Consider the following 25,377-nt stretch of genomic DNA (forward strand, 5'->3'; position numbering starts at 1 on the left):
GGGGGGGGGGGGGGGGGGGGGGGCCCCCGGGGGGGGGGGGGGGGCGCCCCCCCCCCTGGGCCGCAAGGCGGCCCCAGGATTTGCTCCAGGCACCAGAACGGTGCACCATAGCGCGCACAGCGAGGACGGCCTCGCGACGCAACGCGTGAACGCCCGGGGACGGCCCCATCACACTGATGGAGTATCGAACATGTCCTGGATCATCCTGTTTTGCGCCGGCCTTTTCGAAGTCGGCTGGGCCGTCGGCCTGAAATACACCGACGGCTTTACCCGCCCCCTCCCCACCGTCCTGACCATCGCCGCCATGGCCATCAGCCTGGGCCTGCTCGGCCTGGCCATGAAGGAATTGCCGCTGGGCACCGCCTATGCCATCTGGACCGGCGTCGGTGCCGTCGGCACGGTGATCGCCGGGGTCATCCTGTTCGGCGAATCCATGGCCCTGGTGCGTCTGGCCAGCGTGGCGCTGATCATCGCCGGCCTGATCGGCCTCAAGGTCAGCGCCAGCTAGCGAACCTCTCCGCGCAGCGCCCCGACCCGTTCACGCAACAGCGCCGGCTGCGCCTCCTCACCGGGAATCGCATCGCCGGCCACCAGGGTCACCCGCGACCAGAAGCGGCGGAAAAAGCCCTTGGCCGGATCGCGACTGAAGAAACTGCCCCACAAGCCCTGCAACGCCAGTGGAATCACCGGCACCGGGGTGCGTTCGAGGATCAGCCGTACCCCGCCCTTGAATTCGTCGATCTCGCCATCCCCGGTCAGCTTGCCTTCGGGGAAGATGCACACCAGTTCGCCTTCCTCCAGATACGCGGCAATCCGCTCGAAGGCCTTGTCGAAGGTGGCGCGGTCCTCGTTGCGCCCGGCAATCGGGATGGCCCCGGCGGTGCGGAAGATGAAGTTGAGCACCGGCAGGTTGTAGATCTTGTAGTACATGACGAAACGCATCGGCCGGCGCACGGCCCCGGCGATCAGCAGCGCATCGACGAAGGACACGTGGTTGCACACCAGCAGCGCCGCGCCCTCGTCGGGGATGCGCTCCAGGTCGCGGTGCTTGACCCGGTACATGGAATGGCTCAACAGCCAGATCATGAAGCGCATGCTGAATTCGGGGACGATCTTGAAGATGTAGGCGTTGACCGCGATGTTCAGCAACGACACCACCAGGAACAGCTGGGGAATCTCCAGCCCGGCGACGCCCAGCAAGAGCATGGTGAAGATGGCCGAAACCACCATGAACAGCGCATTGAGGATGTTGTTCGCAGCGATCACCCGGGCGCGCTGGTCCTCGGCGGTGCGCGCCTGGATCAGGGCATACAGCGGCACGATATAGAAGCCGCCGAATACCCCGAGACCGACGATCGACAGCAGGATCCACCAGGCCTTGCTCATCTCCAGCAGCGCCAGCCAGTCATACGGCGCGGCGGCTGCCGGGATATCCCCGGAGTGCCACCACCAGAGCAGACCGAACAGGGTCAGGCCGAAGGAGCCGAACGGCACCAGGCCGATTTCCACCTTGCGTCCGCTCAAGCGTTCGCAAAGCAGCGAGCCGAGGGCGATGCCCACCGAGAACAGGGTCAGGATCAGGGTGACCACGGTTTCGTCGCCATGCATCCACAGCTTGGCGTACTCCGGGATCTGGGTCAGGTAGATCGCCCCGACGAACCAGAACCACGAGTTGCCGACGATCGAGCGCGACACCGCAGGGGTCTGGCCCAGGCCCAGGCGCAGGGTCGCGGCAGTCTGGGAGAAGATGTTCCATTGCAGCTTGAGTTGCGGCGACGCAGCGGCGGCGCGTGGAATGAAGCGGCTGGCGAGATAGCCGAGCGCGGCGGTAAGAACGATGCCGCAGGCCACCACCGGGGCATATTCCGAGGTGGACATCATCACCCCGGCGGCGATGGTACCGGCGAGGATCGCCAGGAAGGTGCCCATCTCCACCAGGCCGTTGCCGCCGACCAGCTCTTCTTCGCGCAGGGCCTGGGGCAGGATCGAATACTTGACCGGGCCGAACAGCGCCGAGTGGGTGCCCATGGCGAACAGCGCCAGGAGCAGCAGCCACAGCTGGTTGAAGATAAAGCCCACGGCGCCGATGGCCATGATCACCACCTCGGCCAGCTTGATGGTGCGGATCAGCGCGTCCTTGGCGAACTTCTCGCCGAACTGTCCGGCCAGGGCCGAGAACAGGAAGAACGGCAGGATGAACAGCAAGGCGCAGAGGTTGACCAGCATCGAGCCATCGCCGCCCAGGCTCAACTTGTAGAGGATCGCCAGGATCAGCGACTGCTTGTACAGGTTGTCATTGAAGGCACCCAGCGACTGGGTAACGAAGAAAGGCAAGAAGCGGCGCTTCTTCAGCAAGGCGAACTGCGAGGTGTGGCTCATCGTCCATGTACCTGTTCGGGGCGTTGGTTATTTGAGGCGCCGAAAGCGGGAAAAGCCACACTTTGCCGGATAAGCCTTCCCTGCGGCCAGCCCTTCCGAAGCCAAGCGCGGACCCTGTGGGAGCGGGTTCACCCGCGATTGCGGTGGTGGATTCACTATCGCGATCGCGGGTGAACCCGCTCCCACAGGGTCCGCGTCCTGCTTTCAGATTTGTTGGATGCAGGGAGAAACAAACAGCTCCCCCCGCCAGGCCCCGCACAAGGTTCGCCAACCCACCAGCGACCACAACCCCACCAGCGCCACCACCAGCAGCGCGCCCATGCCCTTGAAGAACCCCAATTCCAGCCACGCCCCGAGCCTCAGGGTCGCCAGCGCATACACCCCCAGCGGAAAGGTAAAGCCCCACCAGCCCAAGTTGAACGGCATGCCCTGATGCACATGCTTGAGGGTGATCAGCACCGCCGTGAGCAACCACCAGAACCCGCACCCCCACAGCACCATCCCGGCGATCAGCCCCAGCCCGCGCGCGGTCTCGCCGAAGCTGGCCAGCCCGTTGGCGGCGAAGATCGCTGGCGCCTCGCCCCCCAGCAGCAACATGCCCAGCGCTCCGGTGCCGATCGGCCCCAGTGCCAGCCAGCTCGACGCGGCCATATGCGCCGGCGGCAGCTTATGCAGGACCATGCGCAGGATCAGGATGGTCAGGATGCTGAACGCTACCGGCAACGACACCGCCCACAACACGTAGCTGGTGACCAGCACCTGCAACTGCCGCGCACTGTCCGCAAGGTGCGGAGCGAGCAAGCCGCCGCTGGCCGCCGCCACTTCCGCGGCCACCACCGGCAGCAGCCAGACGGCGGTCATCTGGTCGATGCTGTGCTCCTGGCGGGTGAACATCAGGAAGGGTATCGCCACGCCACAGAGCAGTGCCATGCCCACGTCCACCCACCACAGCGCCTCTACCCACGGCAGGATGCCCTGGCCAAACCGCGCCAGGCCGAATACCAGCGCGCCGTTGAGCACGGTCGCCAACCCCATGGGTATGGTGCCGAAGAACATCGAGACCGTGGAATGGCTGAAGATCCGTCGCGCCTCATGGAAGAACATCAGCCAGCGCGCGCTGTATAGAACGCTGAACAGTGCGAACAAGCCCAGCGCCAGCCACCACAGCGCCTCGGCCACCGCGTGCAGCCGAGGAAACGCCTGGGGCAAGGCCAGCGCCAGCACGCCGGTACCCATGACCACGGCGAACCAGTTGGGGGTGAATTGACGAATCACTTCCCGGGGATGGGTCAGTCGATTGAAGGGGCGCAAGGGATGGGCGGCGGTCTGGCAAGGCATGATGTCGGGTCTCCTGTCCTCTGAAGAGGTGAAAACACCTTACAAGTAAAAGATATATCCATATAACGGTTATTTTCTCTATCTGTTATCGATTTAACAGATAAAAAACAGCCCGATGCTGCCGCGAACCGCCTGAAATGGCCTTTCCCTGCGACGACCTGCCACCGCGACTTTCGTCGGCGCTGACGAAGCGCAGGCGGCATGCCAGACTGATTGATCGAGGTGGTTTTTGGTTCGGAGTCTCCATGTCGTTGTCCAGCGGGCTGATCGCGGTGGTCGCCCTGGCCTATATGGCCATCATGTTCGCCATTGCCTTCTACGGCGACCGTCGCGGCACGCCGCTGCCACCGCGCCTGCGTGCCTGGGTCTATAGCCTGTCGCTGGCAGTGTATTGCACCAGCTGGACGTTTTTCGGCGCGGTCGGCCAGGCTGCGGAACAGCTCTGGGCGTTTCTCCCAATCTATCTCGGCCCGGTGCTGCTGCTGATCTTTGCGCCTTGGGTGCTGCAGAAGATGGTGCTGATCAGCAAACAGGAGAACATCACCTCCATCGCCGACTTCATCGCCGCGCGCTATGGCAAGTCCCAGACCCTGGCCGTGGTGGTGGCGCTGATCTGCCTGGTTGGCGTCCTGCCTTATATCGCCCTGCAACTGAAGGGTATCGTCCTTGGCGTCAACCTGCTGATCGGCGCCAATGCCGACGCCACCGGTAGCCGGGTGCAGGACACGGCGCTGGTGGTCTCCCTGGTCCTGGCCCTGTTTTCCATCGTCTTCGGCACCCGCAGCCTGGACGTGACCGAGCACCATCGCGGCATGGTCCTGGCGATCGCCTTCGAGGCCATCGTCAAGCTGCTGGCCTTCCTCGCCGTCGGTGCCTTCGTGGTGTTCAACCTGTACGACGGCTTCGACGACCTGTTCAGCCAGGCCCGCGCCGCCCCGGCCCTGGACAACTATTGGCAGGAAACCATCAACTGGCCGTCGATGATCGTCCAGACCGGCGTGGCGATGATGGCGATCATCTGCCTGCCCCGGCAGTTCCAGGTCACGGTGGTGGAGAACATCGAGCCACAGGACATGCGCCTGGCGCGCTGGGTCTTTCCCCTGTACCTGGTCCTGGCGGCGCTGTTCGTAGTGCCCATCGCCCTGGCCGGGCAGATGCTGCTGCCGGGCACGGTGATTTCCGATTCCTTCGTCATCAGCCTGCCCCTGGCCGAGGCCCATCCGAGCCTGGCCCTGCTGGCTTTCATCGGCGGCGCTTCGGCGGCTACCGGCATGGTCATCGTCGAAGCGGTGGCGCTGTCGACCATGGTTTCCAACGACATGCTGCTGCCCTGGCTACTGCGGCGCAACAACGCCGAGCGGCCGTTCGAGGCGTTCCGCAGCTGGATGTTGACGGTGCGCCGGGTGACCATCGTGGTCATTCTCCTGCTGGCCTATGTCAGCTATCGCCTGCTCGGCTCCACGGCGAGCCTGGCGACCATCGGCCAGATCGCCTTCGCTGCGGTGACCCAACTGACCCCGGCGATGCTCGGTGCCCTGTACTGGAAACAGGCCAACCGCCGCGGCGTATTCGCCGGCCTGGCGACCGGCACCTTCCTCTGGTTCTACACCCTGGTCCTGCCGATCGCGGCCCACAGCCTGGGCTGGCCGCTGGAAGTGTTCCCGGGCCTGGCCTGGCTGCACGGCAACCCGCTGGGCCTGCCGATCACCCCGCTGACCCAGGGCGTGGTGCTGTCCCTGGCGGGCAACTTCATTATCTTTGCCTGGGTCTCGATCTTCTCGCGCACCCGGGTCACCGAGCACTGGCAGGCCGGGCGCTTCATCGGCCAGCAGAGCAGCTCGCGGCCGAGCAACCGCTCGCTGCTGGCGGTGCAGATCGACGACCTGCTGCACCTGGCCGCGCGTTTCGTTGGCGAAGAACGGGCACGGCAGAGCTTCATCCGCTTCGCCTATCGCCAGGGCAAGGGCTTCAACCCCAACCAGAACGCCGACGGCGAATGGATCGAACACACCGAGCGCCTGCTCGCCGGGGTACTGGGGACGTCATCGACCCGCGCGGTGGTCAAGGCGGCCATCGAAGGCCGCGACATGCAGCTCGAAGACGTGGTGCGCATCGCCGATGAAGCCTCGGAGGTGCTGCAATTCAACCGCGCCCTGCTGCAAGGCGCCATCGAGAACATCAGCCAGGGCATCAGCGTAGTCGACCAGTCGCTGCGCCTGGTGGCGTGGAACCGCCGTTACCTGGAACTGTTCAACTACCCAGACGGCCTGATCAGTGTCGGCCGGCCGATCGCCGATATCATTCGCTACAACGCCGAACGCGGCCTGTGCGGGCCGGGCGAGGCCCAGGTGCATGTGGCTCGGCGCCTGCACTGGATGCGCCAGGGGCGTGCGCATACCTCGGAACGCCTGTTCCCCAACGGGCGGGTCATCGAACTGATCGGCAACCCGATGCCCGGCGGCGGCTTCGTCATGAGCTTCACCGACATCACCCCGTTCCGCGAAGCCGAGCAACTGCTCAAGGACTCCAACGAAAGCCTCGAACAGCGGGTCGCCGAACGTACGCGCGAGCTGTCGCAACTGAACCTGGCGCTGACCGAGGCGAAAAGCCATGCCGAGGCGGCGAACAAATCCAAGACGCGCTTCCTGGCGGCCGTCAGCCATGACCTGATGCAGCCGCTCAACGCTGCGCGACTGTTCTCCGCCGCCCTCTCCCACCAGGCCGAAGGCCTGTCGGAAGAAGCCCAGCAACTGGTCCGGCATATGGACAGCTCGCTGCGCTCGGCGGAAGAGCTGATCAGCGACCTGCTGGATATCTCGCGCCTGGAGAACGGCAAGATCACCCCGGACGCCAAGCCCTTCGCCCTCAATGAGCTGTTCGACACGCTCGGCGCCGAGTTCAAGGTACTGGCGCGGGAACAGGGCCTGGACTTCCGCGTGCGTGGCAGCAAGCTGCGGGTGCACAGCGACATGAAGCTGCTGCGACGCATCCTGCAGAACTTCCTGACCAATGCCTTCCGCTACGGCAAAAGCCCGATCCTGCTGGGCGTGCGTCGCAGCCAGGGGCATCTGTGGCTGGAAGTCTGGGACCGTGGCCCGGGCATCGCCGACGACAAGCTGCAAGTGATCTTCGAGGAGTTCAAGCGCCTGGACAGTCACCAGACCCGTGCCGAGAAAGGCCTGGGCCTGGGCCTGGCGATCGCCGACGGCCTGTGCAAGGTGCTCGGCCACCCGCTGGAAGTACGCTCATGGACCGGCAAGGGCAGCGTTTTCCGGGTCAGTGTGCCGCTGGCCACGGCCCGGGCGCCGGAACAGGCGAAATCGCCGGAACAGGCCGGACAACCGCTGGCGGGCCTGCAAGTGCTGTGCGTGGACAATGAAGACAGCATCCTGATCGGCATGAACAGCCTGCTCAGTCGCTGGGGTTGCCAGGTGTCCACCGCGCGCAATCGCGAGGAGTGCGCGGCGCTGCTGGACAAAGGCCTGCGCCCGCACCTGGCGCTGGTGGACTACCACCTCGACGATGGCGAAATCGGTACCGAGCTGATGGCCTGGCTACGCACCCGCCTCGGCGAGCCAGTGCCGGGGGTGGTGATCAGCGCCGACGGGCATGGCGAGACCATGGCCAAGGTGCACGCGGCCGGCCTCGACTTCCTCAGCAAGCCGGTGAAGCCAGCGGCCCTGCGCGCGCTGCTCAATCGCCATCTGAGCCTGGTGCAATAAGCGCATCGTTGGCCGGGTCGGCCTCCCCGGCCATGGCCCGCTCCAGCAACTCGCCGGGCAGGCTCTTGCTGGCCCGGGCACCGAGCAGCTTGAGCTGCTCGCTGCGGCTGACCAGGTTGCCGCGCCCCTCGCAGAGCTTGTTGCGCGCGGCCGCATAGGCCTTGTCCACCTGCTGCAGGCGGCTGCCCAGTTCGTCCAGGTCCTGGATGAACAGCACGAACTTGTCGTACAGCCAGCCCGCCCGCTCGGCGATTTCCCGGGCGTTCTGGCTCTGCCGTTCCTGCTTCCACAGGCTGTCGATGACCCGCAGGGTGGCCAGCAGGGTGGTCGGGCTGACGATGACGATCTGCCGGTCGAACGCCTCCTGGAACAGGCCCGGCTCGGCCTGCAGGGCAGCCGAAAACGCCGCTTCGATGGGGACGAAGAGCAGAACGAAGTCCAGGCTGGTCAGACCGTCGAGGCGGTTGTAGTCCTTGCTCGACAGGCCTTTCACATGGCTGCGCAGCGAATGCACATGCTGCTTGAGGGCGGCCTGGGCCACGTCGTCCTCACTGGCACCGATGAACTGCTGGTAGGCGGTCAGGCTGACCTTGGAGTCCACCACCACCTGCTTGTCGCCCGGCAGCATGATCAGCACGTCGGGCTGGTAGCGCTCGCCGTCGGCACTCTTGAGGCTGACCTGGGTCTGGTACTCGCGGCCCTTCTCCAGGCCGGCATGTTCAAGGACCTTTTCCAGGATCAGTTCGCCCCAGTTGCCCTGGGTCTTCTGGCCCTTGAGGGCCTGGGTCAGGTTGGTCGCTTCGTCGCTCAGGCGCAGGTTGAGTTGCTGCAGGCGCTCCAGTTCCTTGCCCAGGGAGAAACGCTCGCGGGCTTCCTGCTGGTAGCTTTCCTCCACGCGTTTTTCGAAAGCCTGGATGCGCTCCTTGAGCGGATCGAGCAACTGGCCGAGATGCTGCTGGCTGGTCTGGGCGAAGCGCTGCTCGCGCTCATCGAAGATCTTCGTCGCCATCTCGGCGAACTGGGCACGCAGTTCATCGCGCGAAGCCTGCAGGTCGGCGAGGCGCTGCTGATGGCTGTCCTGCTGCTCGCGCAATTCCGCTTCGAGGCCGGCGCAACGGGCGTCGAGGCGGCGCAGTTCGGCTTCACGCGCGCTGCGCTCCAGGTTCCAGGCGTGGGCGGCATCGCGGGCGTTGTCGCGCTCGATCTGCAACAGATCGATTTCGCGGGCCTGGGCCGCCAGGCTGGCCTGCTTGGCGCTGTTGGCCTGGCTGAGGTCGCTGATCTCGTCGCGGCAGGCGTCCAGTTGCGCCTGCAAGCCCTCCTGGGCCAGCAAGGCGCCGCCCAGGCGCTCTTCCTGCAAGCTCATCTGCGCCTGGCGCTCACTGTGCCGACGCTGCCAGCGCACCAGCACCACGGCTGCGGGAACCGCCGCCAGCAACATACCCAGCATCAGGCTGGTCAGATCCAGTGCAACCATCGACAGCATGTTCACCCCTCGGAAAAAATCCCGCTGAGCTTAACAGTCATCAGGTCGGTCCGGCTCTTCAGTCGCGCGGCAATCGGCGAAGTTCCAGCTGGGCACTGTGATCGCCGGCACGAGCAGCCTGACGCAACAGCTCGTGGCCGATGCGACGATCGCGGGCGTTGCCGCATTCGCGACACAGCATGCGACCCAAACGGCTCTGCGCCTCGACCACCCCTGCGCGCGCCGGCTGCTTGAGCAAGCGCCCGGCGAAATGCTTGACCTGCGGCTTGGCGCCGAGGCGAGGGCTGTCGAGCAGCCACAAGGCAACCTTCAGCGACAGGCGTCGGGGTTCGGCAAGGGGAGAAGCGGAGGGATTGGATTCAGTGGATCGACCGCGAAACTTCATAAAAACAGGCAGGACATTTCTTGGGGCGCGCACTCTACCCGATTATTCCGACAATCGCTCATGCCATTTTTGAAGTTACTTAAGAAATTTCTGAGTTTTTTTATTGACCTTTCCGAGGCGATTTTTCACTCAATAAGACCTCACTAGTGAATTGTCCGACACGCCTCGCCTTGCTGGCACGCCCGTCCTAGAGCAAGCGCCCGGGACAATCCACAGAAGCTGTGGATAACTCAGTGGACAACCGCCTCATACACCCCGCAAACCCCGATAGAATGGGGCCTGCGCTCAAACTGACGATTTTTTCACCAGCTAAAAAAAGTGTTTTTTTTCATTGACTTGTCGGATCCGACCGGTCAATGGGGCACCCATGCAGGGGCATGACCCGGTGGTGACAAGGGGCGCCCCAAGTGTGTACAAGCGCCCCAAAGCGAAGCGATCCAGCGCACCATCACGGGCATTCGCAGTCTTACACGGGGCTTCCCAGCGCTGTATAAAATCGAGATAATGCCCGGCTCGCCGGACGAAAGATGAAAACCACTTGCCAGCGAGAGCGGAAGCCGGTATCTTCGCCGCCGTTAGTACCAAGCTGAAAGTCAATTCTGGCCAAAGCGGTCCTTGCAGCATCGCCCCTCCATCTCAAAGGAATGGGCCATCCTGCTGAAACCAGGACCCGCCAACCGAAAAGCTCCCCAGGCATATCCATACCGCCCTGCCGAGCCCTCCAGCAGACTGAACAGGATCCTCACCCAGGGGCACAGAACCTATTGCCCTGGCGTGTTGCCCGTCTTCCGAAGTACCTACCAGTCAGCCCAAGGCGCCACCTTTTATATTGCGCTCGTTCACTGGCTGCCCTGTTCCAGGGGTTCTGCCGCATCCTGCCCGCCAAAGGCACGCGTCACTGGAACGTTTGAAACATATACGGCTCAAACTAGCCGTATCTCATGCAGGAACGTCCAAAACAATGATGACTCACAACGCTCATACCCAAGCGGCCATCCGCACCCTGTCCCAGGCCTTCGCGCCGCTGAACTGCATCATCCTTGCTTCGCGCAAGAACAGCTTCAGCTTTACCCTGGTCGATGAACACGGCATCGCCCAGCACAGCGAACGCCTCTACCCCGAGCAATACACCCGTGCCGAGCCGCTGCAGGCGGTGATCGACCGGACCCGTCAGGCGTTGATCGCCTGATGGACCACTCTCTCCAAAGCCCCTCATCCGAGGGGCTTTCGCTATCCGCCACACCCTCCTGCATTGCGCAAATATCCCGGCATTTTTAAGTACCGTTCGGCATATGGCTTATGAACAGATGCCGGAAACGATTTAAAAACAGCCCTTTACAGCCGGAATATGACACTACACTTCAACTCAAGCGGCCCTGTCCGCTTCCGGCGGGCCTGACTCCGACCCACCCTGCTGCCAAGCACCAGCGTCCCGCCGGCCACTTTTCTGTTCGAGGGCATCATGGGAATCGCCGCGAGCGAGTTGAGCCAATACGTGATCCGGCCGACGCTGATCTACCTGGACCGCCATAGCCCCTGCGCCGAAGCCCTGTTGCTGGGGATCGCCGCCAGCCAGTCGGCCCTGGGCGCCGCACTTCACGATCGCCGTGGTCACGGCTTGTACCGCATCGCGGAAATGCGTCACCAATCGGTCTGGGATCACTTTCTCGCACGCGATCCGGAACTGGCCAGCCTCGTCCGCGGTCTGGCTAGTCAGCATGCTTTTCTCAACGGCCCGCACCTGGAACTGACGGTGAACCTGCGTTATGCCACCGCCATCGCATGGATGCTGATCGAAGAGCAGGCGCCGCATCTGCCGGAACCCGACGACCTGCTCGGACTGGCGAAGGTCTGGCGTCAGATTTTCCAGCCGCAAGGCCGGCTGCGCGACTTCACCCAGGCCTGGCAGGCCTGCATCGCACCCGTGGAACGTCAGGCATGTTAGGAAAACACCTACAACACCAAACGGAATAAATGCCAATTTTGGTCGGATTGTCCTACAAAATGCGCCTATCTCCCGCGATAGGGGCTATAGCGCGCTCCGGAAAATGTTGGTAATTTGCGCCCCGGTGATCCCCTGGAGTTTCTAATAATGAAAAAAGTCACACTCATCAAAAGCACCCTCGCCATTGCGGTAACCCTGGCTTCCTCCCACCTGCTCGCCAGCGGTTTCGCACTCAACGAACAAAGTGTCAGCGGCATGGGCACCGGTTTCGCCGGTCGTTCTTCTACTGCCGATGATGCCAGCACCGTGTACGGCAACCCTGCCGGCATGTCCCGCCTGAAACGCGAACAAATCACCGTCGGCGGCGCTGCCGTGATCGCCAAGACCGACATCAAGGATGGCCGTGGCACCTTCGGCGGCAGCAACGACGGCGACATGGTTCCCGTGGTTGGCGTCCCGATGGGCTACTACGTCAAGCCGATCGACGATCACTGGAGCGTCGGCTTCGGCGTCTACGTGCCGTTCGGCCTGATCACCGACTACGAACACGGCTTCGCCGGCCGCTACTTCGGCAGCAAGTCGGAAGTCCAGGTGGTCACCTTCCAGCCGACCGTCAGCTACGCCTTCAACGACAAGGTCTCGATCGGTTTCGGCCCGACCATCAACCGCATCGACGGCGCCCTCGAGTCGGCCACGCTGAACACCGCAAGCCTGGGCCGCAACGACGGCAAGGTGAAGATCTCCGGCGACGACACCGCCGTCGGCTACAACATCGGCCTGCTGGTCCAGGCCACCGACAGCACCCGCGTCGGCCTGACCTACCACTCGATGGTCGACTACAAGCTCAAGGGCGACACCAAGATCCAGGGCACCGGCTTCGGCCCGTTCAACGGCGCCAAGTTCGACGCTTCGCTGAACATCAAGACCCCGGAATCCGTAGACCTGTCCGTCACCCACGAGCTGGATGACCAATGGACCCTCTACGCGGGCAGCACCTGGACCCGCTGGAGCCGCCTGGAGGCCATCACCGTCAAGAACGACGGCGTACCGGCCCCTCTGCGCGCGAACCTGGGCACCATCAGCGAAGAGCAGAACTGGCACGACACCTGGGCCCACGCCATCGGCGCGTCCTACAAGCTGAACAAGGAATGGACCCTGCGCACCGGCTTCACCGTCGACCAGTCGCCGACCAACAACGTCAACCGCTCGCCACGCATCCCCACTGGCGATCGCAAGATCTTCAGCGTTGGTGCTGGCTGGTCTCCGACCGACGACATGACCATCGACGTGGCCTACTCCTACCTGTGGGAAGAAGACACCAAGGTCAATCTGCGTGACCCTAGCAAAGGGGCCTACAGCGCCAAGTACGAAAACAGTGCACACGGCCTGGGCGCGTCCCTGACCTACCGCTTCTGATTTCACTGCCGGCTGTATGAAAAAACCGCCCTCGCTGGCGGTTTTTTCATTTCAGCTGGAGGCCCTGACCTTCCATTCGTCGCCCAGGTTCTCCTTGAGAAACGCCATGAAGGCACGGACCTTCGGAGTCATGGCAAACCGATCGGTGACACACAGGTAGATATCCATCGGTTCGGTCTGGGCATAGGCACGCCCGCCACCCTCCTCCTCGAACAGCGGTACCAGCTCACCACGCTGCAACCAGGGACGGGCGACGAACTCGGCTAGCCGGGTGATGCCGCCGTCGTGGACCGCCATCTGTGCCAGTACGTCGATATCGTCGCTGATCAAGACATCGCCGAACTCGGCCTCGAAGCGCAGGCCGTCACGCACGAAGCCCCAACGCAGGAAGCGTCCATCCACCGGATAGCGAAACACCAGGCAACGGCGCTGCTTGAGTTCCTCGGGACTTTGCGGCCAGCCCTCACGTGCCAGGTAGCCAGGCGACGCACAGCAAATGAACGGCACCTGGGCGATATGCCGGGCCAGCAAGCCATCTTCCAGTTGCGGGGTGATGCGCAGGCTGACGTCCACCCCTTGCCGGGCATGATCGACCTTGGCATCACTCGTAAGCATTTCGATTGAAAGATGGGGATACAGCGCACTGAACTGCGGGATCAGCCGCGCCAGCACATGACGCCCGAAGGCCGAGCTGGTGGCGATGCACAAACGTCCGCGTGGCTCGCTGTCGGTTGCCGTGACCGCCAGTTGCGCGTCTTCCAGGTCACGCTCGATCAGCCGCACCTTGTCGTAGTAGAGGCTACCGCTGGGGGTCAGCACCATGCTGCGGGTAGTACGCGACAGCAGGCGTACCTGCAGATGAGCCTCCAGGCGGGCGATATTCTGGCTCACCGCCGCCGCACTCAGGCCGAGGCTGCGTGCACCGCCAGCGATGCTGCCAGCCTCGACCACCTTGATGAAGCTCTTGATCAGGCCCAGCAGGTTCACGGCGATCTCCGCAGGATTCGTAAGTTTTCCTTTATAAAGACCAAACGCCTGCCCGTCTACTTGCCTGCCAGGCACCTTGCTAACCTGCGTCGATCCCAACACAGGCCCGCAGGAAACAGCATGCAATCAAGGACCACCAGCCGCATTCGCCCTCGCAAGCTTGGCGCCCGCACCACGCCCTATGTGTTCGCCCTGTATATGTCGTCGATCATGGCGATGCTCATGTGCTTCGTCATCACCGCAGCCAACAGCGGCATTGACCAGCATTACCTGGGCAACGTGCTCAGGGCCTACCAACTCGCCATGCCGGTAGCCTTCGCTTGCGTACTGGTAGTGCGCCCGATCGTGGTCAGGCTGGTGGCGCTGACCGTGCACTCGGGCAACTAGCTGCTCACGGCTTGGAGGCGATGGCCTGTTCGATGGCAGCCCTGAATTTCGGATCGTCCGGCTTGGTCAGGCTGGAGAAACTGTCGACCACCCGGCCCTGGCGGTCGATCACGTATTTGTAGAAATTCCACTTGGGCGCGGCGCTCTGGTTGGCCAGCTCGCGGAACAACGGGATGGCGCCGTCGCCGCGCACCTTTTGCGCCTCGGTCATGGTGAAAGTCACGCCGTAGTTGGCATAGCAGACCTTGGCGGTCTTCTCGCTGTCGGCGTCTTCCTGCTTGAAGTCGTTGGACGGCACACCCAGCATTTCCAGGCCCTGGCCGTGATACGCCTTGTACACCGCTTCCAGCCCTTCGAACTGGGGAGCGAAACCGCAATAGCTGGCGGTATTCACCACCACCAGCGGCTTGCCGCCGAACTGCTGGCACAGATCGATGGTTTCCTTGGCCCGCAGCTTGGGCAGGTCGCCCTGGAGCAGGGCCGGGCAACCGTCGGCCAGGGCGAAGCCACTAACGCCCAAGGCCAGGGCGGCAATCAACAGGCGTGCTTGCATGACGATTCTCCATTCGCTGTACGAACACTCAGAGTACGCCTAACAAACGCCCATGCCCAATTGCATCAGCGCCAGCCCGCCGCGCTGCCAGCCCCACCAGGCCAGGCCCAGCAACAGGATTGCCAGGCCCAGCCCGATCAGCCAGACACGCAGCAGGCTCACGCCGATGCAGCCTGCAAGCGCGCTACCGGGCGCTCGCGTACCGGCCAGTTGAGGGCGCCGGCCAGCAGGCTGAGCAGGATGGAGATGTGCCAGACCAGCTCGTAGTTGCCGGTCTGGTCGTACACCACGCCGCCCAGCCAGCCGCCGAGGAACGCGCCCAACTGATGGAAGAGGAAGACGATCCCGCCCAGCATCGACAGGTTGCGCACACCGAACAGGGTGGCCACGGTGCCGTTGGTCAGCGGCACGGTGGACAACCACAACAGCCCCATGGCGATACCGAACAGATAGGCACTGAACTGGGTCACCGGCGCCCACAGGAACAGCACGATCACCACCGCCCGCAACAGGTACAGCGCGGTCAGCAGGCGCGGCTTGGACATACGTCCGCCAAGCCAGCCGGCGGTATAGGTGCCAACGATATTGAACAGCCCGACCAGGGCCAGCACCGTGGTGCCGGTGGTTGCCGGCAAATGCTGGTCGACCAGGTAGGCCGGCAGGTGCACGCCGATGAAGACCACCTGGAAACCGCACACGAAGAAGCCCAGCGCCAGCAGCCAGAAACCACTGTGCGAGCAGGCTTCGCGCAGCGCTTCGCCGAGGGTCTGCTCCTGCCCTTGGGCCGCCACTGGACGGTCCTTGAGCATGCCCACCAGCGGCACGATAAAGGCCACCATCAGGCCCAGCACCAGCAAGGCCACGGACCAGCCCAGCCAGTTGATCAGGCCGAGGGTACCGGGAAGCATGGCGAACTGGCCGAAGGAACCGGCGGCGCTGGCGATGCCCATGGCCAGGCTGCGTTTCTCCGCCGGCACCGCGCGCCCGACCACGCCGAGAATCACCGAGAACGAGGTGCCGGACAGGCCGATCCCGATCAGCAGGCCAGCGCTCAGGGACAGCGACACCGGCGAATTCGACAAGCCCATCAGCACCAGGCCGGCTGCGTAGAGAATGCCGCCGATGATCACCACCTTCGCGGCACCCAGGCGATCGGCCAGGGCCCCGGCAAACGGCTGGGCCAGCCCCCACACCAGGTTCTGCAGGGCGATGGCGAAGGCGAACACGCCGCGGCCCCAGCCGAACTCGGCGCTCATCGGCGCCAGGAACAGGCCGAAGCCGTGCCGCACGCCCAGCGACAGCGCCAGGATCAGGGCCGCCCCCAGTAATACCCAGCCGCTGGTACGCCATACGGATGTCATTGTTCTTCTCTCCTGTTTGCGCAAGGTTGCGGGTATATACCCGCGTCAGGTCGTGAAAAAGCTCAGGCCAATTGTTTCAGCAGGCGGATCAGTTCATCGCGCTGGTCCGTTCCCAATGTGTGTACCAGGCCCTCCTGGGCTTTCTCCCAGGCCGGTTCGGCACTGCGCAAACGCTCGGCACCCTCGGCGGTCAACAGCACCACGCGATTGCGCAGGTCGCTGCCTTCGGCCAGGGCCACCAGGCCTTCGCCTTCCAGCACCTTGAGGTTGCGGCCCAGGGTGCTGCGGTCCAGCCCCATGGCTTCGGCCAGGGTCGAGATACTCGGCTTGTCCAGGCGTTGCAGGTGCCGCAGCAGGGAAAACTGGGCGACATTGATGCCGAAGCCTTCGAGGGCCTCGTCGTAATGCCGGCTCACCCCACGGGCAGCGCGACGCAGATGGGTGCAGATGCAGGTACTGGTCAACATGAATGCGTGTATATACCCGCATCAGCGGCGACGCAAGGAAAAGTTACGAAACATTGCAGGCCAGGGTCACAACCACGGCCAGTTCAAGCAGTTCCAGCAAGGCGCCAGCGGTATCGCCGGTGGTGCCGCCAAGACGCCGCAGCATGGAGCGACGCAGGGCGAAGAAGGCCACGGCCGCCACCAGCAGCGGCAGCCAGCCCCCCAGCAGCAGACAGCCCACGGCACTGACGCCGAGGACCCACAAGGCGGTTTTGCGCGGCAGATGATCCTTCAGGGCCTGCCCCAACCCACCCCGACGCACATAGGGCGTACTCAGGAACAACGCCAGCATCGCTGCCCGGCCGATCACCGGCGCCAGGATCAGCAACGCACCCTGCCCGCCCTCGACCAGCGCCAGCAAGGCACAGAATTTCAGCAGCAGCACCAGCACCAGGGTAACCACGGCAATCGGCCCGCTGCGCGGGTCCTTCATGATGGCCAGGGTGCGCTCGCGATCGCCGAAGCCGCCGAGCCAGGCATCGGCGCTGTCGGCCAGGCCGTCCAGGTGCAGGCCGCCGCTGAGGATGACCCAGGCGCTCAGCAGCAGTGCCGCATGGAGCAGTGGCTGGGTACCTTGCAGCAAGGCGTCCAGGGCCCAGAGCAGGACGCCGAACAGCAGGCCGACCAGCGGATAGAACAGCAACGAGCGGCCGTTCTGCTCGGGGGTCGGCATACCCGGCAGCGTGACGGGCAGGCTGCTGAGAAATTGCAGGGCGATCCAGAATGGCAGCATGGCCAGTCCCTCATGAAAGAACAAAATCAAAAGCACGACACGTACCCCTGTGGGAGCGGGTTCACCCGCGATTACGGTAGTGAATCCGCCGCCGCAATCGCGGGTGAACCCGCTCCCACAAGGTTCGGTGTCGTTCAGCAGATTTCCTGCAGGTTATCGGCCTCGACACGCAACCGATGCAATGCCCCATGCCCCACCTGCACCTGCAACAACTGCTCCCTCGGCAACCGTCGGGCCCGTGCCAGCAACAGGCGCATCACGCCGCCATGGGTCACCAGCAACACCCGTTCGCCAGCATAGGTGGTTTGCAAACGCGCCAGGCTGGCCAGCACGCGCTCGGAGAAGTCAGTCACCGGCTCGCCACCCGGTGGCGTGAAGGCGTAAGGATCCGCCCAGAATTTGCCGAGCGCCGCCTCATGATCTTCCATCAGTTGCAGCGCCGTACGCCCTTCCCATTCGCCGAAATGCAATTCCCGCATCCCCGGTTCCAGCATCAGCGGTAAGGCAAGCTCCCCGGCCAGGTGCTCGGCGAACCGCGCACAGCGCTGCAACGGCGAACTGACCAGCCGATCCCACGGCCCGCCACCTGCCACCGCCGCCTGCATCTGCGCCCAGCCCTGTTCGGTCAAGGCATCGTCGAGGCTGCCGCGAAAGCCGCTACCCAGTTCGGTCTCGCCGTGACGCAAGAGGTCGAGGATCATGCCGGCCGATCCGCCACCGCCGCTTCGGCGAAGGTCGCCATCTGTCCGTGCAGGTCACAGGCCAGACGCAGCAGCGGCACCGCCAGCGCCGCACCGCTGCCTTCACCCAGACGCAGGCCCAGCTCCAGCAACGGCTCGCCGTCCAGCTCGGCCAGCACCCGACGATGACCCGGCTCGGCACCACGGTGACCAAAGAACAACCAGGCCCGGCACGACGGATTCAAGCGCACCGCCAGCAATGCCGCCACGGTGCAGATAAAGCCGTCCACCAGCACCGCGACACCTTCCTGGGCACAGGCCAGATAGGCGCCCGCGAGTGCAGCGATTTCCAGCCCGCCGACATGCAGCAATGCCTGCCACGGGTCGCCGGCGATCCCGTCATGCTTGCGCAGGGCCGCCTCGATCACTTCGGCCTTATGGCGCACACCGGCCGCATCCAGCCCGGTCCCGGGGCCGCTGAGCTCGACCGCCGCACAGCCCAGCAAGGCGCACGCCAGCGCGCTGGCTGCCGTGGTGTTGCCGATGCCCATCTCGCCACCGATAAACAAGCGCGCCCCGGCCTGCACCGCACGCAAGGCGCTGTCACGACCGCCCTGCAAGGCGCGCTCGCCCTGCTCCACCGTCATGGCCGGCGCTTGGGCAAAGTTGGCGGTACCCGGCGCGATGCGCAGGTGAAGCACGCCCGGCAGATCGAGGCCGAGATTCACCGTCCCCAGGTCCACCACTTCCAGCCGCGCATCCAGCTGGCGAGCGAGCACGCTGATCGCCGCGCCGCCACTGACGAAGTTCAGCAGCATCTGCCCGGTGACTTCCTGCGGATAGGCGGAGATACCCTCGGCAACCACGCCATGGTCACCGGCAAAGATGCTGATCCACACTTGGTCCAGCGTTGGCTTGAGCTGCCCCTGCAACGCTGCCAGCTCAACCGCCACCTGTTCCAGCCGCCCCAGAGAGCCGGCCGGCTTGGTCAGCTGCTGCTGGCGCGCGAGGGCCTCGGCGCGTATCTGTTCGTCCGGCGCGCGGCATGGATCGAGCCACCAGGCGTGGGTCATGATTGGGTTCCTTTGAGATAGAGCGGCAGGCCGGCGACGGTGAGGATCACCCGCTGGCAACGTTCGGCGACAGACTGGTGCAACCAGCCGGCCTCATCGACATAGCGCCGGGTCAGTTCACCCAGGGGCACCACGCCCAGGCCGGTTTCGTTGCTGACCAGGATGATTTCCCCCGGCAGCTGGTCCAGGCATTCGAGCAGCGCATCGCGCTCGGCCGCCAGGCGCGCGGGGTCTTCGAGCATCAGCAGGTTGGTCAGCCACAGGGTCAGGCAGTCCACCAGCAGGCAGCGGTCGGCGGCGGCATGGGCGCGCAATACCGAAGCCAGCGCCAGTGGCTCTTCGATCAGCGCCCATTCGGCCGGGCGCCGCTCGCGGTGCAGTTGCACCCGGGCATTCATTTCACCGTCGAGGGGTTCGCTGGTGGCGATATAGGTCACCGCCAGGCCGCTGGCCTGGGCACGTTGTTCGGCCAGGCGGCTTTTGCCCGAACGGGCGCCACCGAGAATCAGGTTGAGCATGTCAGTCGAGCCCGCAGAGTTGACGAAGGTGCGCCGGGTCCAGGTGCTTGTCGACCAGGTCGGCAAGGCGCTCGATATCCCGCTCGCGCAGGGCGTGGTAGTCGATGCGCTCGACCTGTTCGAGCCCGGCCCAGCGCAACAGCGCGGCACAGGAGTCGGGGGATTCGAACAGGCCATGGAGATAAGTGGCGAGGATCTGGCCGTCGGCGCTGATGGCGCCGTCGTCGCGACCGTCGGCCAGTTTCACCGCCGGACGCTCCAGGGCCCGCCCCTCGGTGACGCCGGCATGGATCTCGTAGCCGCTGATCGCGGCCTGTTCCAGAGTCAGCCTGCCACTGACATTGCGCAGCTGCTTGTGCGCCTCCAGCACCGTCGAGTAGTCCAGCAGCGCCAACCCCGGGCTGCTCCCTGCGGGCCCTTCCAGCCCCAGCGGATCATGCACCTCATGGCCGAGCATCTGCAGGCCGCCACAGATTCCCACCAGCTTGCCACCATAGCGCAGGTGGCGGGCAATCGCCTGTTCCCAGCCGCGCTCGCGCAATTGCGCCAGATCGCCGCGCACGCTTTTCGAGCCGGGCAGGATGATCAGGTCGGCCGGCGGAATCGCCTCGCCCGGGCCGATGAATTGCAGGTCCACCTGGGGATGCAGGCGCAGCGGGTCGAAGTCGGTGTGGTTGCTGATCCGCGGCAGCACCGGAACGATAACCTTGAGTACCTGCGCCGCCTTGGCGCCCTGGCGGCGGTCGAGACCATCCTCGGCCTCCAGGTGCAGGTCCATCACGTAGGGCAGCACGCCCAGTACCGGCTTGCCGGTGCGCTCTTCCAGCCAGTCGAGGCCGGGCTGGAGCAAGGCGATGTCACCGCGGAAGCGGTTGATGACGAACCCCTTGACCCGCGCCTGCTCGCTCGGCGACAGCAGTTCCAGGGTACCGACCAGATGGGCGAACACCCCGCCGCGATTGATATCGGCAACCAGGATCACCGGGCAATCCACCGCCTCGGCAAAGCCCATGTTGGCAATATCGCCGGCACGCAGGTTGATCTCGGCCGGCGAGCCGGCACCTTCCACCATCACCACGGGATACGCGGCGCTCAGGCGCCGGTGCGAAGCGAGCACCGCCTGCATGGCGATGGCCTTGTAGTCGTGATAGGCCACCGCATTCATGCTGGTGACCGCGCGGCCATGGACGATGACCTGCGCCCCGGTGTCGCTGTTGGGCTTGAGCAGCACCGGGTTCATGTCGGTATGCGGCTCCAGCCCGCAGGCCTGGGCCTGCACCGCCTGGGCCCGACCGATCTCGCCGCCGTCGGCGGTGACCGCGCTGTTGAGCGCCATGTTCTGCGGCTTGAACGGCACCACGCCGACGCCCTGGCGTTTCAGCCAGCGGCACAGCGCAGTGACCAGGGTACTTTTGCCGGCATCGGAGGTGGTGCCCTGCACCATCAGGGTGGTCATGGCTGTTCCTTGCGGTAGGCGGCCAGCGCAGCGGCCAGGCGTTGCCAGTCGGCTTCGTCGGCAGGCAGGCCGAAGCGCAGGCCCGGAGGGTGGTCGAACAGGCGCAGGAGAATGCCGCGCCGGGCCATGAAATCGTGGAACAGCGCCGCCTGGTCGTGGCGCAGGTACTGGAACAGGTCACAGCCACCGGCGGGCGCCAGGCCGGCGGACGCCAGCAAGGCGGCGAGACGGGCGCTGGCGGTGGCGCAGCGTTCGGTCTGCACGCGCTGGCTTTCACTGTCGGCGAAGCTCGCCTGCCCGAGGACCCGGGTCGGCCCGCTGATCGACCAAGGCCCCAGCTCTTCCGCCAGGGCGCGCAACAGCGCCGTTTCGGCCAGCACGAAACCGAGGCGCACCCCGGCCAGGCCGAAGAACTTGCCGAACGAACGCAGCACGATCAGCCCCGGCCGCTGGCTGAACGCCGCAATACTGTGGGCCGGGGTGTTGTCCATGAAGGCTTCGTCCACCAGCAGCCAGCCACCCCGCCGGGCCAGGCGCTCATGCCAGCCAAGCAGGGTTTCCGGGCCGAACAGACGTCCGGTGGGGTTGTTCGGATTGACCAGCACCAGCACGTCGAGATCATCCAGCCGCGCCTCGACCTGATCTTCGCCCAGTTCCGACAGATGATGCCCGGCCCGGCGCCAGGCAGCGGCATGCTCGGCATAGCACGGCGAAACCACACCGACGTTGCCTCGCGCCCGCAAGCGCGGCAGGGCCTGGATCGCTGCCTGGGAACCGGCCACCGGCAGCAGTGCGCTGACGCCGTAGTAGGCCGCGGCGGCCTGCTCCAGACCATCATCGGTCTCCGGCAGGCGTGCCCAGGCGCGCAAGGGAATTTCGGGAACCGGGAAGGCCCAAGGCGCGATGCCGCTGGACAGGTCCAGCCAGTCCTTACGGGGGATACCGTAGTGTTCGATCGCCCGCAGCAGGCGGCCACCGTGTTCAAGCATAGAATTCCGCTCCCAGGCACAGCAGCAGCAACCACAGCCACACGCCCTTGCAGACCAGTTGCCAGCCGCGTTCGATGGCGCCGGCGTCCGCTGGCGGGCCTTCGCCTAGTTGCGGGCGTTCGTGCAGCTCGCCGTGATAGACAGCCGAACCACCCAGTTCGACACCCAGCGCACCGGCGCCGGAAGCCATCACCGGCCCCGCATTCGGGCTGTCCCACTTCGGGCCCTGCTGGCGCCAGCACTTCAGCGCCAGACGGGTTTTGCCGAGCAGCGCGTAGGTCAGCGCCACCAGCCGCGCCGGCACATAGTTGAGGACATCGTCGATCCGCGCCGCCGCCCAGCCGAAGCGTTCGAAACGCTCGTTGCGGTAACCCCACATGGCGTCCAGGGTGTTGCTCAGGCGATAGAGCACCACGCCCGGCGCGCCGGCGATGACGAACCAGAACAGCCCGGCGAATACCGCATCGCTGCCATTCTCCAGCACCGATTCGGTGGCAGCGCGGGCCACGGCGGTCTCATCGAGTTCGGCGGTTTCCCGGCTGACCAGGTAGCCGACCCGCTTGCGCGCCTCGTCCAGGTCGCCGCCGCGCAGGGCATCGGCCACCGGCTGCACATGCTCGCCAAGGCTGCGCAGGCCAAGGGCGCAGTACAGCGCGAGAATCTCCACCAGCCAGCCGATATAAGGCAACCAGGACAACGCGGTCGCCAGCAGGGTCAACGGAATCACCGCAAGGAACCAGGCCGTGACGCCATGACTGCGCCAGCCGCGCCCGCCGGAATTGAAGCGTTGTTCCAGGCGCCCGGCGAAACGGCCGAAGGCCACCAGCGGATGCCAGCGCCGCGGCTCGCCCAGCAGCGCATCCAGCGCCACCCCGGCCACGGTCAGCAAGGCCACACTCATTCGGCTTCTCCCCATTGGTTTTCAAACAGCATGTCGGCCAGCGGCCGGGGCGTGGTCCAGCCTTCCAGCGCGAGCATAGGCGCCGGATAGAACTCATGGACCGGGCCGAGGCAGAGTATCGCCAGGGGCTTGGCCCCGGCGGGCATGTGCAGCAGGTCGGCCAGGGCCTGCGGATCGAACAGCGACACCCAGCCCATGCCCAGGCCTTCGGCGCGGGCGGCCAGCCAGAGATTCTGGATCGCGCAGGACAGCGAGGCCAGGTCCATCTCCGGCAGGGTGCGGCGGCCAAAGATATGTGCCTCGCGCTTGTCCATCAGCGCCGCCACCAGCAGTTCGGCGCAATCGTTGATGCCTTCCACCTTGAGTTGCATGAACTCGTCGGAGCGCTGGCCGAGGGCCTCGGCGGTGCGCAGGCGCTCGTCCTCGACCAGGGCCTGGATACGCTGGCGCAACACGCGCTGGGTGATGCGGATAAAACGCCAGGGCTGCATCAGGCCGACGCTGGGTGCTTGGTGCGCCGCCTCGAGCAGGCGCGCAAGCAGCGCCGGCGCCACCTCGCCACCACTGAAATGACGCATATCGCGACGTTCGCCAATGGCCCGGTAGATGGCCGCACGCTCGGCCTCGCTGTAGGTGTGCTCGTTCATGGCGCCAGCAGCGCCGCCAGCGCAGCGGGGTTGGACGGAAAGTAGAAGTGCACGTAGGAGGCCGTCAGCCGGCCGATGCGGTACACCGCTTCCGCGCCGCGCCCGCCATTGGGGCTCTGGCCCCGGGCGATGGGCTCCAGTGCGGTGCTGGTCAGGGAATGGTGATAGGTATGGCCGCGCAGCGTGCCTTCCGGCAATTCCACGCTCTGCAATGCCAGGGCGGCAAGGCGCTTCTGCATGTTCGCCTCGCCCGGCAGGAGGCCGGCCAGTTCAGCCCGTTCGCCGGCGACGTCGGTCAGGGCTTCGAGCAGGTAAAGCATGCCACCGCATTCGGCCAGCAGTGGCTTGCCGGCCTGGTGATGGGCACGGATCGCCGCCAGCATCGGTGCGTTGGCGGCCAGGGCATGGTGATGCAGTTCCGGGTAACCGCCTGGCAGGTACAGGCTCTCGGCGTCCGGCAGTTCACCATCATGGATCGGCGAGAAGAAGCGCAGCTCGGCGCCCATCTCCCGCAGCAGGTCGAGGCTGGCGCCATAGGTGAAGGCAAAGGCTTCGTCACGAGCCACGGCGATGCGCACGCCTTCCAGCATGGGCTCGATAGGCCGGGGAGCGGGCTGCTCGAAGGCCACGGGCGGCGGCAAGGAGGACTGGCAGCTATCACCCAGGGCCTTGGCGGCAGCGTCGAGGCGCAGGTCGAGGTCGGTCAGTTCGCTGGCCTGGACCAGGCCGAGGTGGCGACTCGGCAACTCGATCCCGGTTTCCCGGGACAGGCCGCCGTACCAGCGCAAGCCTTCGGTCAGGCTGCCTTCGAGCAGTTGTGCATGGCGCAGCGAGCCAACCCGGTTGGCGAGCACGCCGGCAAAGGGCAGGTCGGGCTGATAACGGGCCAGGCCCAGTGCCAGGGCGCCGAAGGTCTGGGCCATGGCGGTACCGTCGATCACCGCCAGTACCGGCACGCCGAAGTGACGGGCGAGGTCGGCGCTGGACGGCGTGCCGTCGAACAACCCCATCACCCCTTCGATCAGGATCAGGTCGGCCTCGCCCGCCGCTTCCCAGAGCAGGCGCCGGCTTTCCTCGACACCGACCATCCACAGGTCGAGCTGGTACACCGGGGCACCGCTGGCCCGTTCGAGGATCATCGGGTCGAGAAAGTCCGGGCCGCACTTGAACACGCGGACCTTGCGCCCCTGGTTGCGATGCAAGCGGGCCAGGGCGGCAGTGACGGTGGTCTTGCCCTGGCCGGAAGCCGGCGCGGCGATCAGCACCGCCGGGCAATGCCGGGTGTCGCTCATAGTTCGACGCCCTTCTGCGCGCGGATGCCGGCCTGGAACGCGTGCTTGACCATGCCCATCTCGGTGACCGTATCGGCCAGCTCGATCATTTCGTCCTTGGCGCCGCGACCGGTAACGATCACATGCTGCATCGGCGGGCGGGCCTGGAGGTCGGCGAGCACGCTGTCGAGGTCGAGGTAGCCGTGCTTGAGGGCGATATTCAGTTCATCGAGCACGACGAAACCGATCTGCGGGTCGCGCAACAGTTGTCGGGACACTTCCCAGGCAGCCTCGGCAGCGGCGATATCGCGCTGGCGGTCCTGGGTTTCCCAGGTGAAACCCTCACCCATGACGTGATAGCGCACCTGCTCGGGAAAGCGCCGGAAGAACAGTTCCTCGCCGGTGGCATTGCGCCCCTTGATGAACTGCACCACGCCGCATTGCATACCGTGGCCCATGGCCCGGGCGAGCATGCCGAAGGCCGAGCTGCTCTTGCCCTTGCCGTTGCCACTGAGCACCAGCAGCAGGCCGCATTCGTTGGGGGCATTGGCGATGCGCTCGTCGATCACCGCCTTCTTGCGCTGCATGCGCGCCAGGTGGCGTTGGTCACGTTCGGGGGATTCGCTCATCGGGGGTCTCCGCGG

Annotated in this window: 24 protein-coding genes and 1 pseudogene; 6 read left to right on the plus strand and 19 right to left on the minus strand. The window is 65.1% G+C overall.

Going from position 1 to position 25,377, the window contains the following annotated elements; translation table 11 throughout:
* Nucleotides 1–190 precede the first annotated feature (190 nt).
* On the plus strand, nucleotides 191–508 hold the full coding sequence (sugE, locus tag ACKLLE_RS23955; protein WP_009407432.1) for a quaternary ammonium compound efflux SMR transporter SugE: 318 nt from the start codon (nucleotides 191–193) through the stop codon (nucleotides 506–508).
* On the opposite strand, the gene ACKLLE_RS23960 is transcribed toward sugE, so the two are convergent.
* Entirely contained in the window at nucleotides 505–2,379 is a 1,875-nt protein-coding gene (locus ACKLLE_RS23960; RefSeq protein WP_420059267.1) for an MFS transporter, read from the minus strand. The genes sugE and ACKLLE_RS23960 overlap by 4 nt on opposite strands.
* 204 nt (nucleotides 2,380–2,583) lie before the next feature.
* On the minus strand, nucleotides 2,584–3,717 hold the full coding sequence (locus ACKLLE_RS23965) for a TDT family transporter (protein ID WP_064304994.1): 1,134 nt from the start codon (nucleotides 3,715–3,717) through the stop codon (nucleotides 2,584–2,586).
* A 245-nt stretch (nucleotides 3,718–3,962) separates the two neighbouring features.
* Between ACKLLE_RS23965 and ACKLLE_RS23970 the strand changes: the two genes are divergently transcribed.
* The gene (locus ACKLLE_RS23970; protein WP_420059268.1) at nucleotides 3,963–7,439 is read left to right on the plus strand and encodes a PAS domain-containing hybrid sensor histidine kinase/response regulator; all 3,477 of its coding nucleotides are present in this window, start codon (nucleotides 3,963–3,965) and stop codon (nucleotides 7,437–7,439) included.
* Here ACKLLE_RS23970 and ACKLLE_RS23975 read toward each other — a convergent pair.
* Nucleotides 7,411–8,805: a DNA recombination protein RmuC gene (locus tag ACKLLE_RS23975; protein WP_376699744.1), complete on the minus strand. Its 1,395-nt coding sequence runs from the start codon at nucleotides 8,803–8,805 to the stop codon at nucleotides 7,411–7,413. The genes ACKLLE_RS23970 and ACKLLE_RS23975 overlap by 29 nt on opposite strands.
* 190 nt (nucleotides 8,806–8,995) lie before the next feature.
* Nucleotides 8,996–9,310 (minus strand): annotated as a pseudogene (locus ACKLLE_RS23980) (sel1 repeat family protein); the annotation flags it as partial.
* A gap of 964 nt (nucleotides 9,311–10,274) precedes the next feature.
* Between ACKLLE_RS23980 and ACKLLE_RS23985 the strand changes: the two are divergent.
* From ACKLLE_RS23985 to ACKLLE_RS23995, 3 genes are all read left to right on the plus strand, one after another.
* Nucleotides 10,275–10,499, plus strand: a complete 225-nt coding sequence (locus ACKLLE_RS23985) for a hypothetical protein (RefSeq protein ID WP_037062346.1) — start codon at nucleotides 10,275–10,277, stop codon at nucleotides 10,497–10,499.
* A 273-nt stretch (nucleotides 10,500–10,772) separates the two neighbouring features.
* A complete protein-coding gene (locus ACKLLE_RS23990; protein ID WP_064304997.1) occupies nucleotides 10,773–11,255 on the plus strand; it encodes a hypothetical protein in 483 nt (160 codons plus the stop codon).
* 147 nt (nucleotides 11,256–11,402) lie between these two features.
* Nucleotides 11,403–12,671, plus strand: coding sequence for an OmpP1/FadL family transporter (locus ACKLLE_RS23995; protein WP_064304998.1), 1,269 nt, complete (start codon nucleotides 11,403–11,405; stop codon nucleotides 12,669–12,671).
* 51 nt (nucleotides 12,672–12,722) lie between these two features.
* Here the strand turns inward: ACKLLE_RS23995 and ACKLLE_RS24000 are convergent, their stop codons facing one another.
* Entirely contained in the window at nucleotides 12,723–13,658 is a 936-nt protein-coding gene (locus ACKLLE_RS24000) for a LysR family transcriptional regulator (protein WP_064304999.1), read from the minus strand.
* Between the two features lie 120 nt (nucleotides 13,659–13,778).
* Between ACKLLE_RS24000 and ACKLLE_RS24005 the strand changes: the two genes are divergently transcribed.
* The gene (locus tag ACKLLE_RS24005) at nucleotides 13,779–14,045 is read left to right on the plus strand and encodes a DUF2798 domain-containing protein (RefSeq protein ID WP_420059269.1); all 267 of its coding nucleotides are present in this window, start codon (nucleotides 13,779–13,781) and stop codon (nucleotides 14,043–14,045) included.
* Between the two features lie 4 nt (nucleotides 14,046–14,049).
* Here ACKLLE_RS24005 and ACKLLE_RS24010 read toward each other — a convergent pair whose 3' ends face one another.
* From ACKLLE_RS24010 to cobO, 14 genes are all read right to left on the minus strand, one after another.
* A complete protein-coding gene (locus tag ACKLLE_RS24010; RefSeq protein WP_420059270.1) occupies nucleotides 14,050–14,598 on the minus strand; it encodes a glutathione peroxidase in 549 nt (182 codons plus the stop codon).
* A 39-nt stretch (nucleotides 14,599–14,637) separates the two neighbouring features.
* The gene (locus ACKLLE_RS24015) at nucleotides 14,638–14,760 is read right to left on the minus strand and encodes a hypothetical protein (protein ID WP_009407416.1); all 123 of its coding nucleotides are present in this window, start codon (nucleotides 14,758–14,760) and stop codon (nucleotides 14,638–14,640) included.
* Nucleotides 14,757–15,959, minus strand: coding sequence for an MFS transporter (locus ACKLLE_RS24020; RefSeq protein WP_420059271.1), 1,203 nt, complete (start codon nucleotides 15,957–15,959; stop codon nucleotides 14,757–14,759). Before ACKLLE_RS24020 ends, ACKLLE_RS24015 begins: the two co-directional genes overlap by 4 nt.
* A gap of 62 nt (nucleotides 15,960–16,021) precedes the next feature.
* Nucleotides 16,022–16,426: a MarR family winged helix-turn-helix transcriptional regulator gene (locus ACKLLE_RS24025; RefSeq protein WP_064305003.1), complete on the minus strand. Its 405-nt coding sequence runs from the start codon at nucleotides 16,424–16,426 to the stop codon at nucleotides 16,022–16,024.
* 43 nt (nucleotides 16,427–16,469) lie between these two features.
* Nucleotides 16,470–17,198: an adenosylcobinamide-GDP ribazoletransferase gene (locus ACKLLE_RS24030; protein WP_064305004.1), complete on the minus strand. Its 729-nt coding sequence runs from the start codon at nucleotides 17,196–17,198 to the stop codon at nucleotides 16,470–16,472.
* 134 nt (nucleotides 17,199–17,332) lie between these two features.
* Complete coding sequence (locus tag ACKLLE_RS24035; protein WP_420059272.1) at nucleotides 17,333–17,899, minus strand: histidine phosphatase family protein; 567 nt, start codon at nucleotides 17,897–17,899, stop codon at nucleotides 17,333–17,335.
* A complete protein-coding gene (gene cobT / locus ACKLLE_RS24040) occupies nucleotides 17,896–18,951 on the minus strand; it encodes a nicotinate-nucleotide--dimethylbenzimidazole phosphoribosyltransferase (RefSeq protein WP_064305006.1) in 1,056 nt (351 codons plus the stop codon). Before cobT ends, ACKLLE_RS24035 begins: the two co-directional genes overlap by 4 nt.
* A complete protein-coding gene (gene cobU / locus ACKLLE_RS24045; protein WP_009407407.1) occupies nucleotides 18,948–19,469 on the minus strand; it encodes a bifunctional adenosylcobinamide kinase/adenosylcobinamide-phosphate guanylyltransferase in 522 nt (173 codons plus the stop codon). Before cobU ends, cobT begins: the two co-directional genes overlap by 4 nt.
* Before the next feature lies 1 nt (nucleotide 19,470).
* Nucleotides 19,471–20,925: a cobyric acid synthase gene (locus tag ACKLLE_RS24050; protein ID WP_420059273.1), complete on the minus strand. Its 1,455-nt coding sequence runs from the start codon at nucleotides 20,923–20,925 to the stop codon at nucleotides 19,471–19,473.
* Nucleotides 20,922–21,914, minus strand: coding sequence for a threonine-phosphate decarboxylase CobD (gene cobD, locus ACKLLE_RS24055; protein ID WP_420059274.1), 993 nt, complete (start codon nucleotides 21,912–21,914; stop codon nucleotides 20,922–20,924). Before cobD ends, ACKLLE_RS24050 begins: the two co-directional genes overlap by 4 nt.
* Nucleotides 21,907–22,815 (minus strand): adenosylcobinamide-phosphate synthase CbiB, encoded by a 909-nt coding sequence (gene cbiB, locus ACKLLE_RS24060; protein WP_420059275.1) that lies wholly within the window; start codon nucleotides 22,813–22,815, stop codon nucleotides 21,907–21,909. The genes cobD and cbiB overlap by 8 nt, the downstream gene beginning before the upstream one ends.
* Nucleotides 22,812–23,462, minus strand: a complete 651-nt coding sequence (gene bluB / locus ACKLLE_RS24065; RefSeq protein WP_420059276.1) for a 5,6-dimethylbenzimidazole synthase — start codon at nucleotides 23,460–23,462, stop codon at nucleotides 22,812–22,814. The genes cbiB and bluB overlap by 4 nt, the downstream gene beginning before the upstream one ends.
* Nucleotides 23,459–24,754, minus strand: coding sequence for a cobyrinic acid a,c-diamide synthase CobB (locus ACKLLE_RS24070; RefSeq protein ID WP_420059277.1), 1,296 nt, complete (start codon nucleotides 24,752–24,754; stop codon nucleotides 23,459–23,461). The genes bluB and ACKLLE_RS24070 overlap by 4 nt, the downstream gene beginning before the upstream one ends.
* The gene (gene cobO / locus ACKLLE_RS24075; RefSeq protein WP_420059278.1) at nucleotides 24,751–25,362 is read right to left on the minus strand and encodes a cob(I)yrinic acid a,c-diamide adenosyltransferase; all 612 of its coding nucleotides are present in this window, start codon (nucleotides 25,360–25,362) and stop codon (nucleotides 24,751–24,753) included. Before cobO ends, ACKLLE_RS24070 begins: the two co-directional genes overlap by 4 nt.
* Between the last annotated feature and the right edge of the window lie 15 nt (nucleotides 25,363–25,377).

Origin of the sequence: Pseudomonas bharatica, from assembly GCF_048586865.1 — a bacterium.
In the GTDB taxonomy this organism is placed as follows: Bacteria; Pseudomonadota; Gammaproteobacteria; order Pseudomonadales; family Pseudomonadaceae; genus Aquipseudomonas; species Aquipseudomonas bharatica.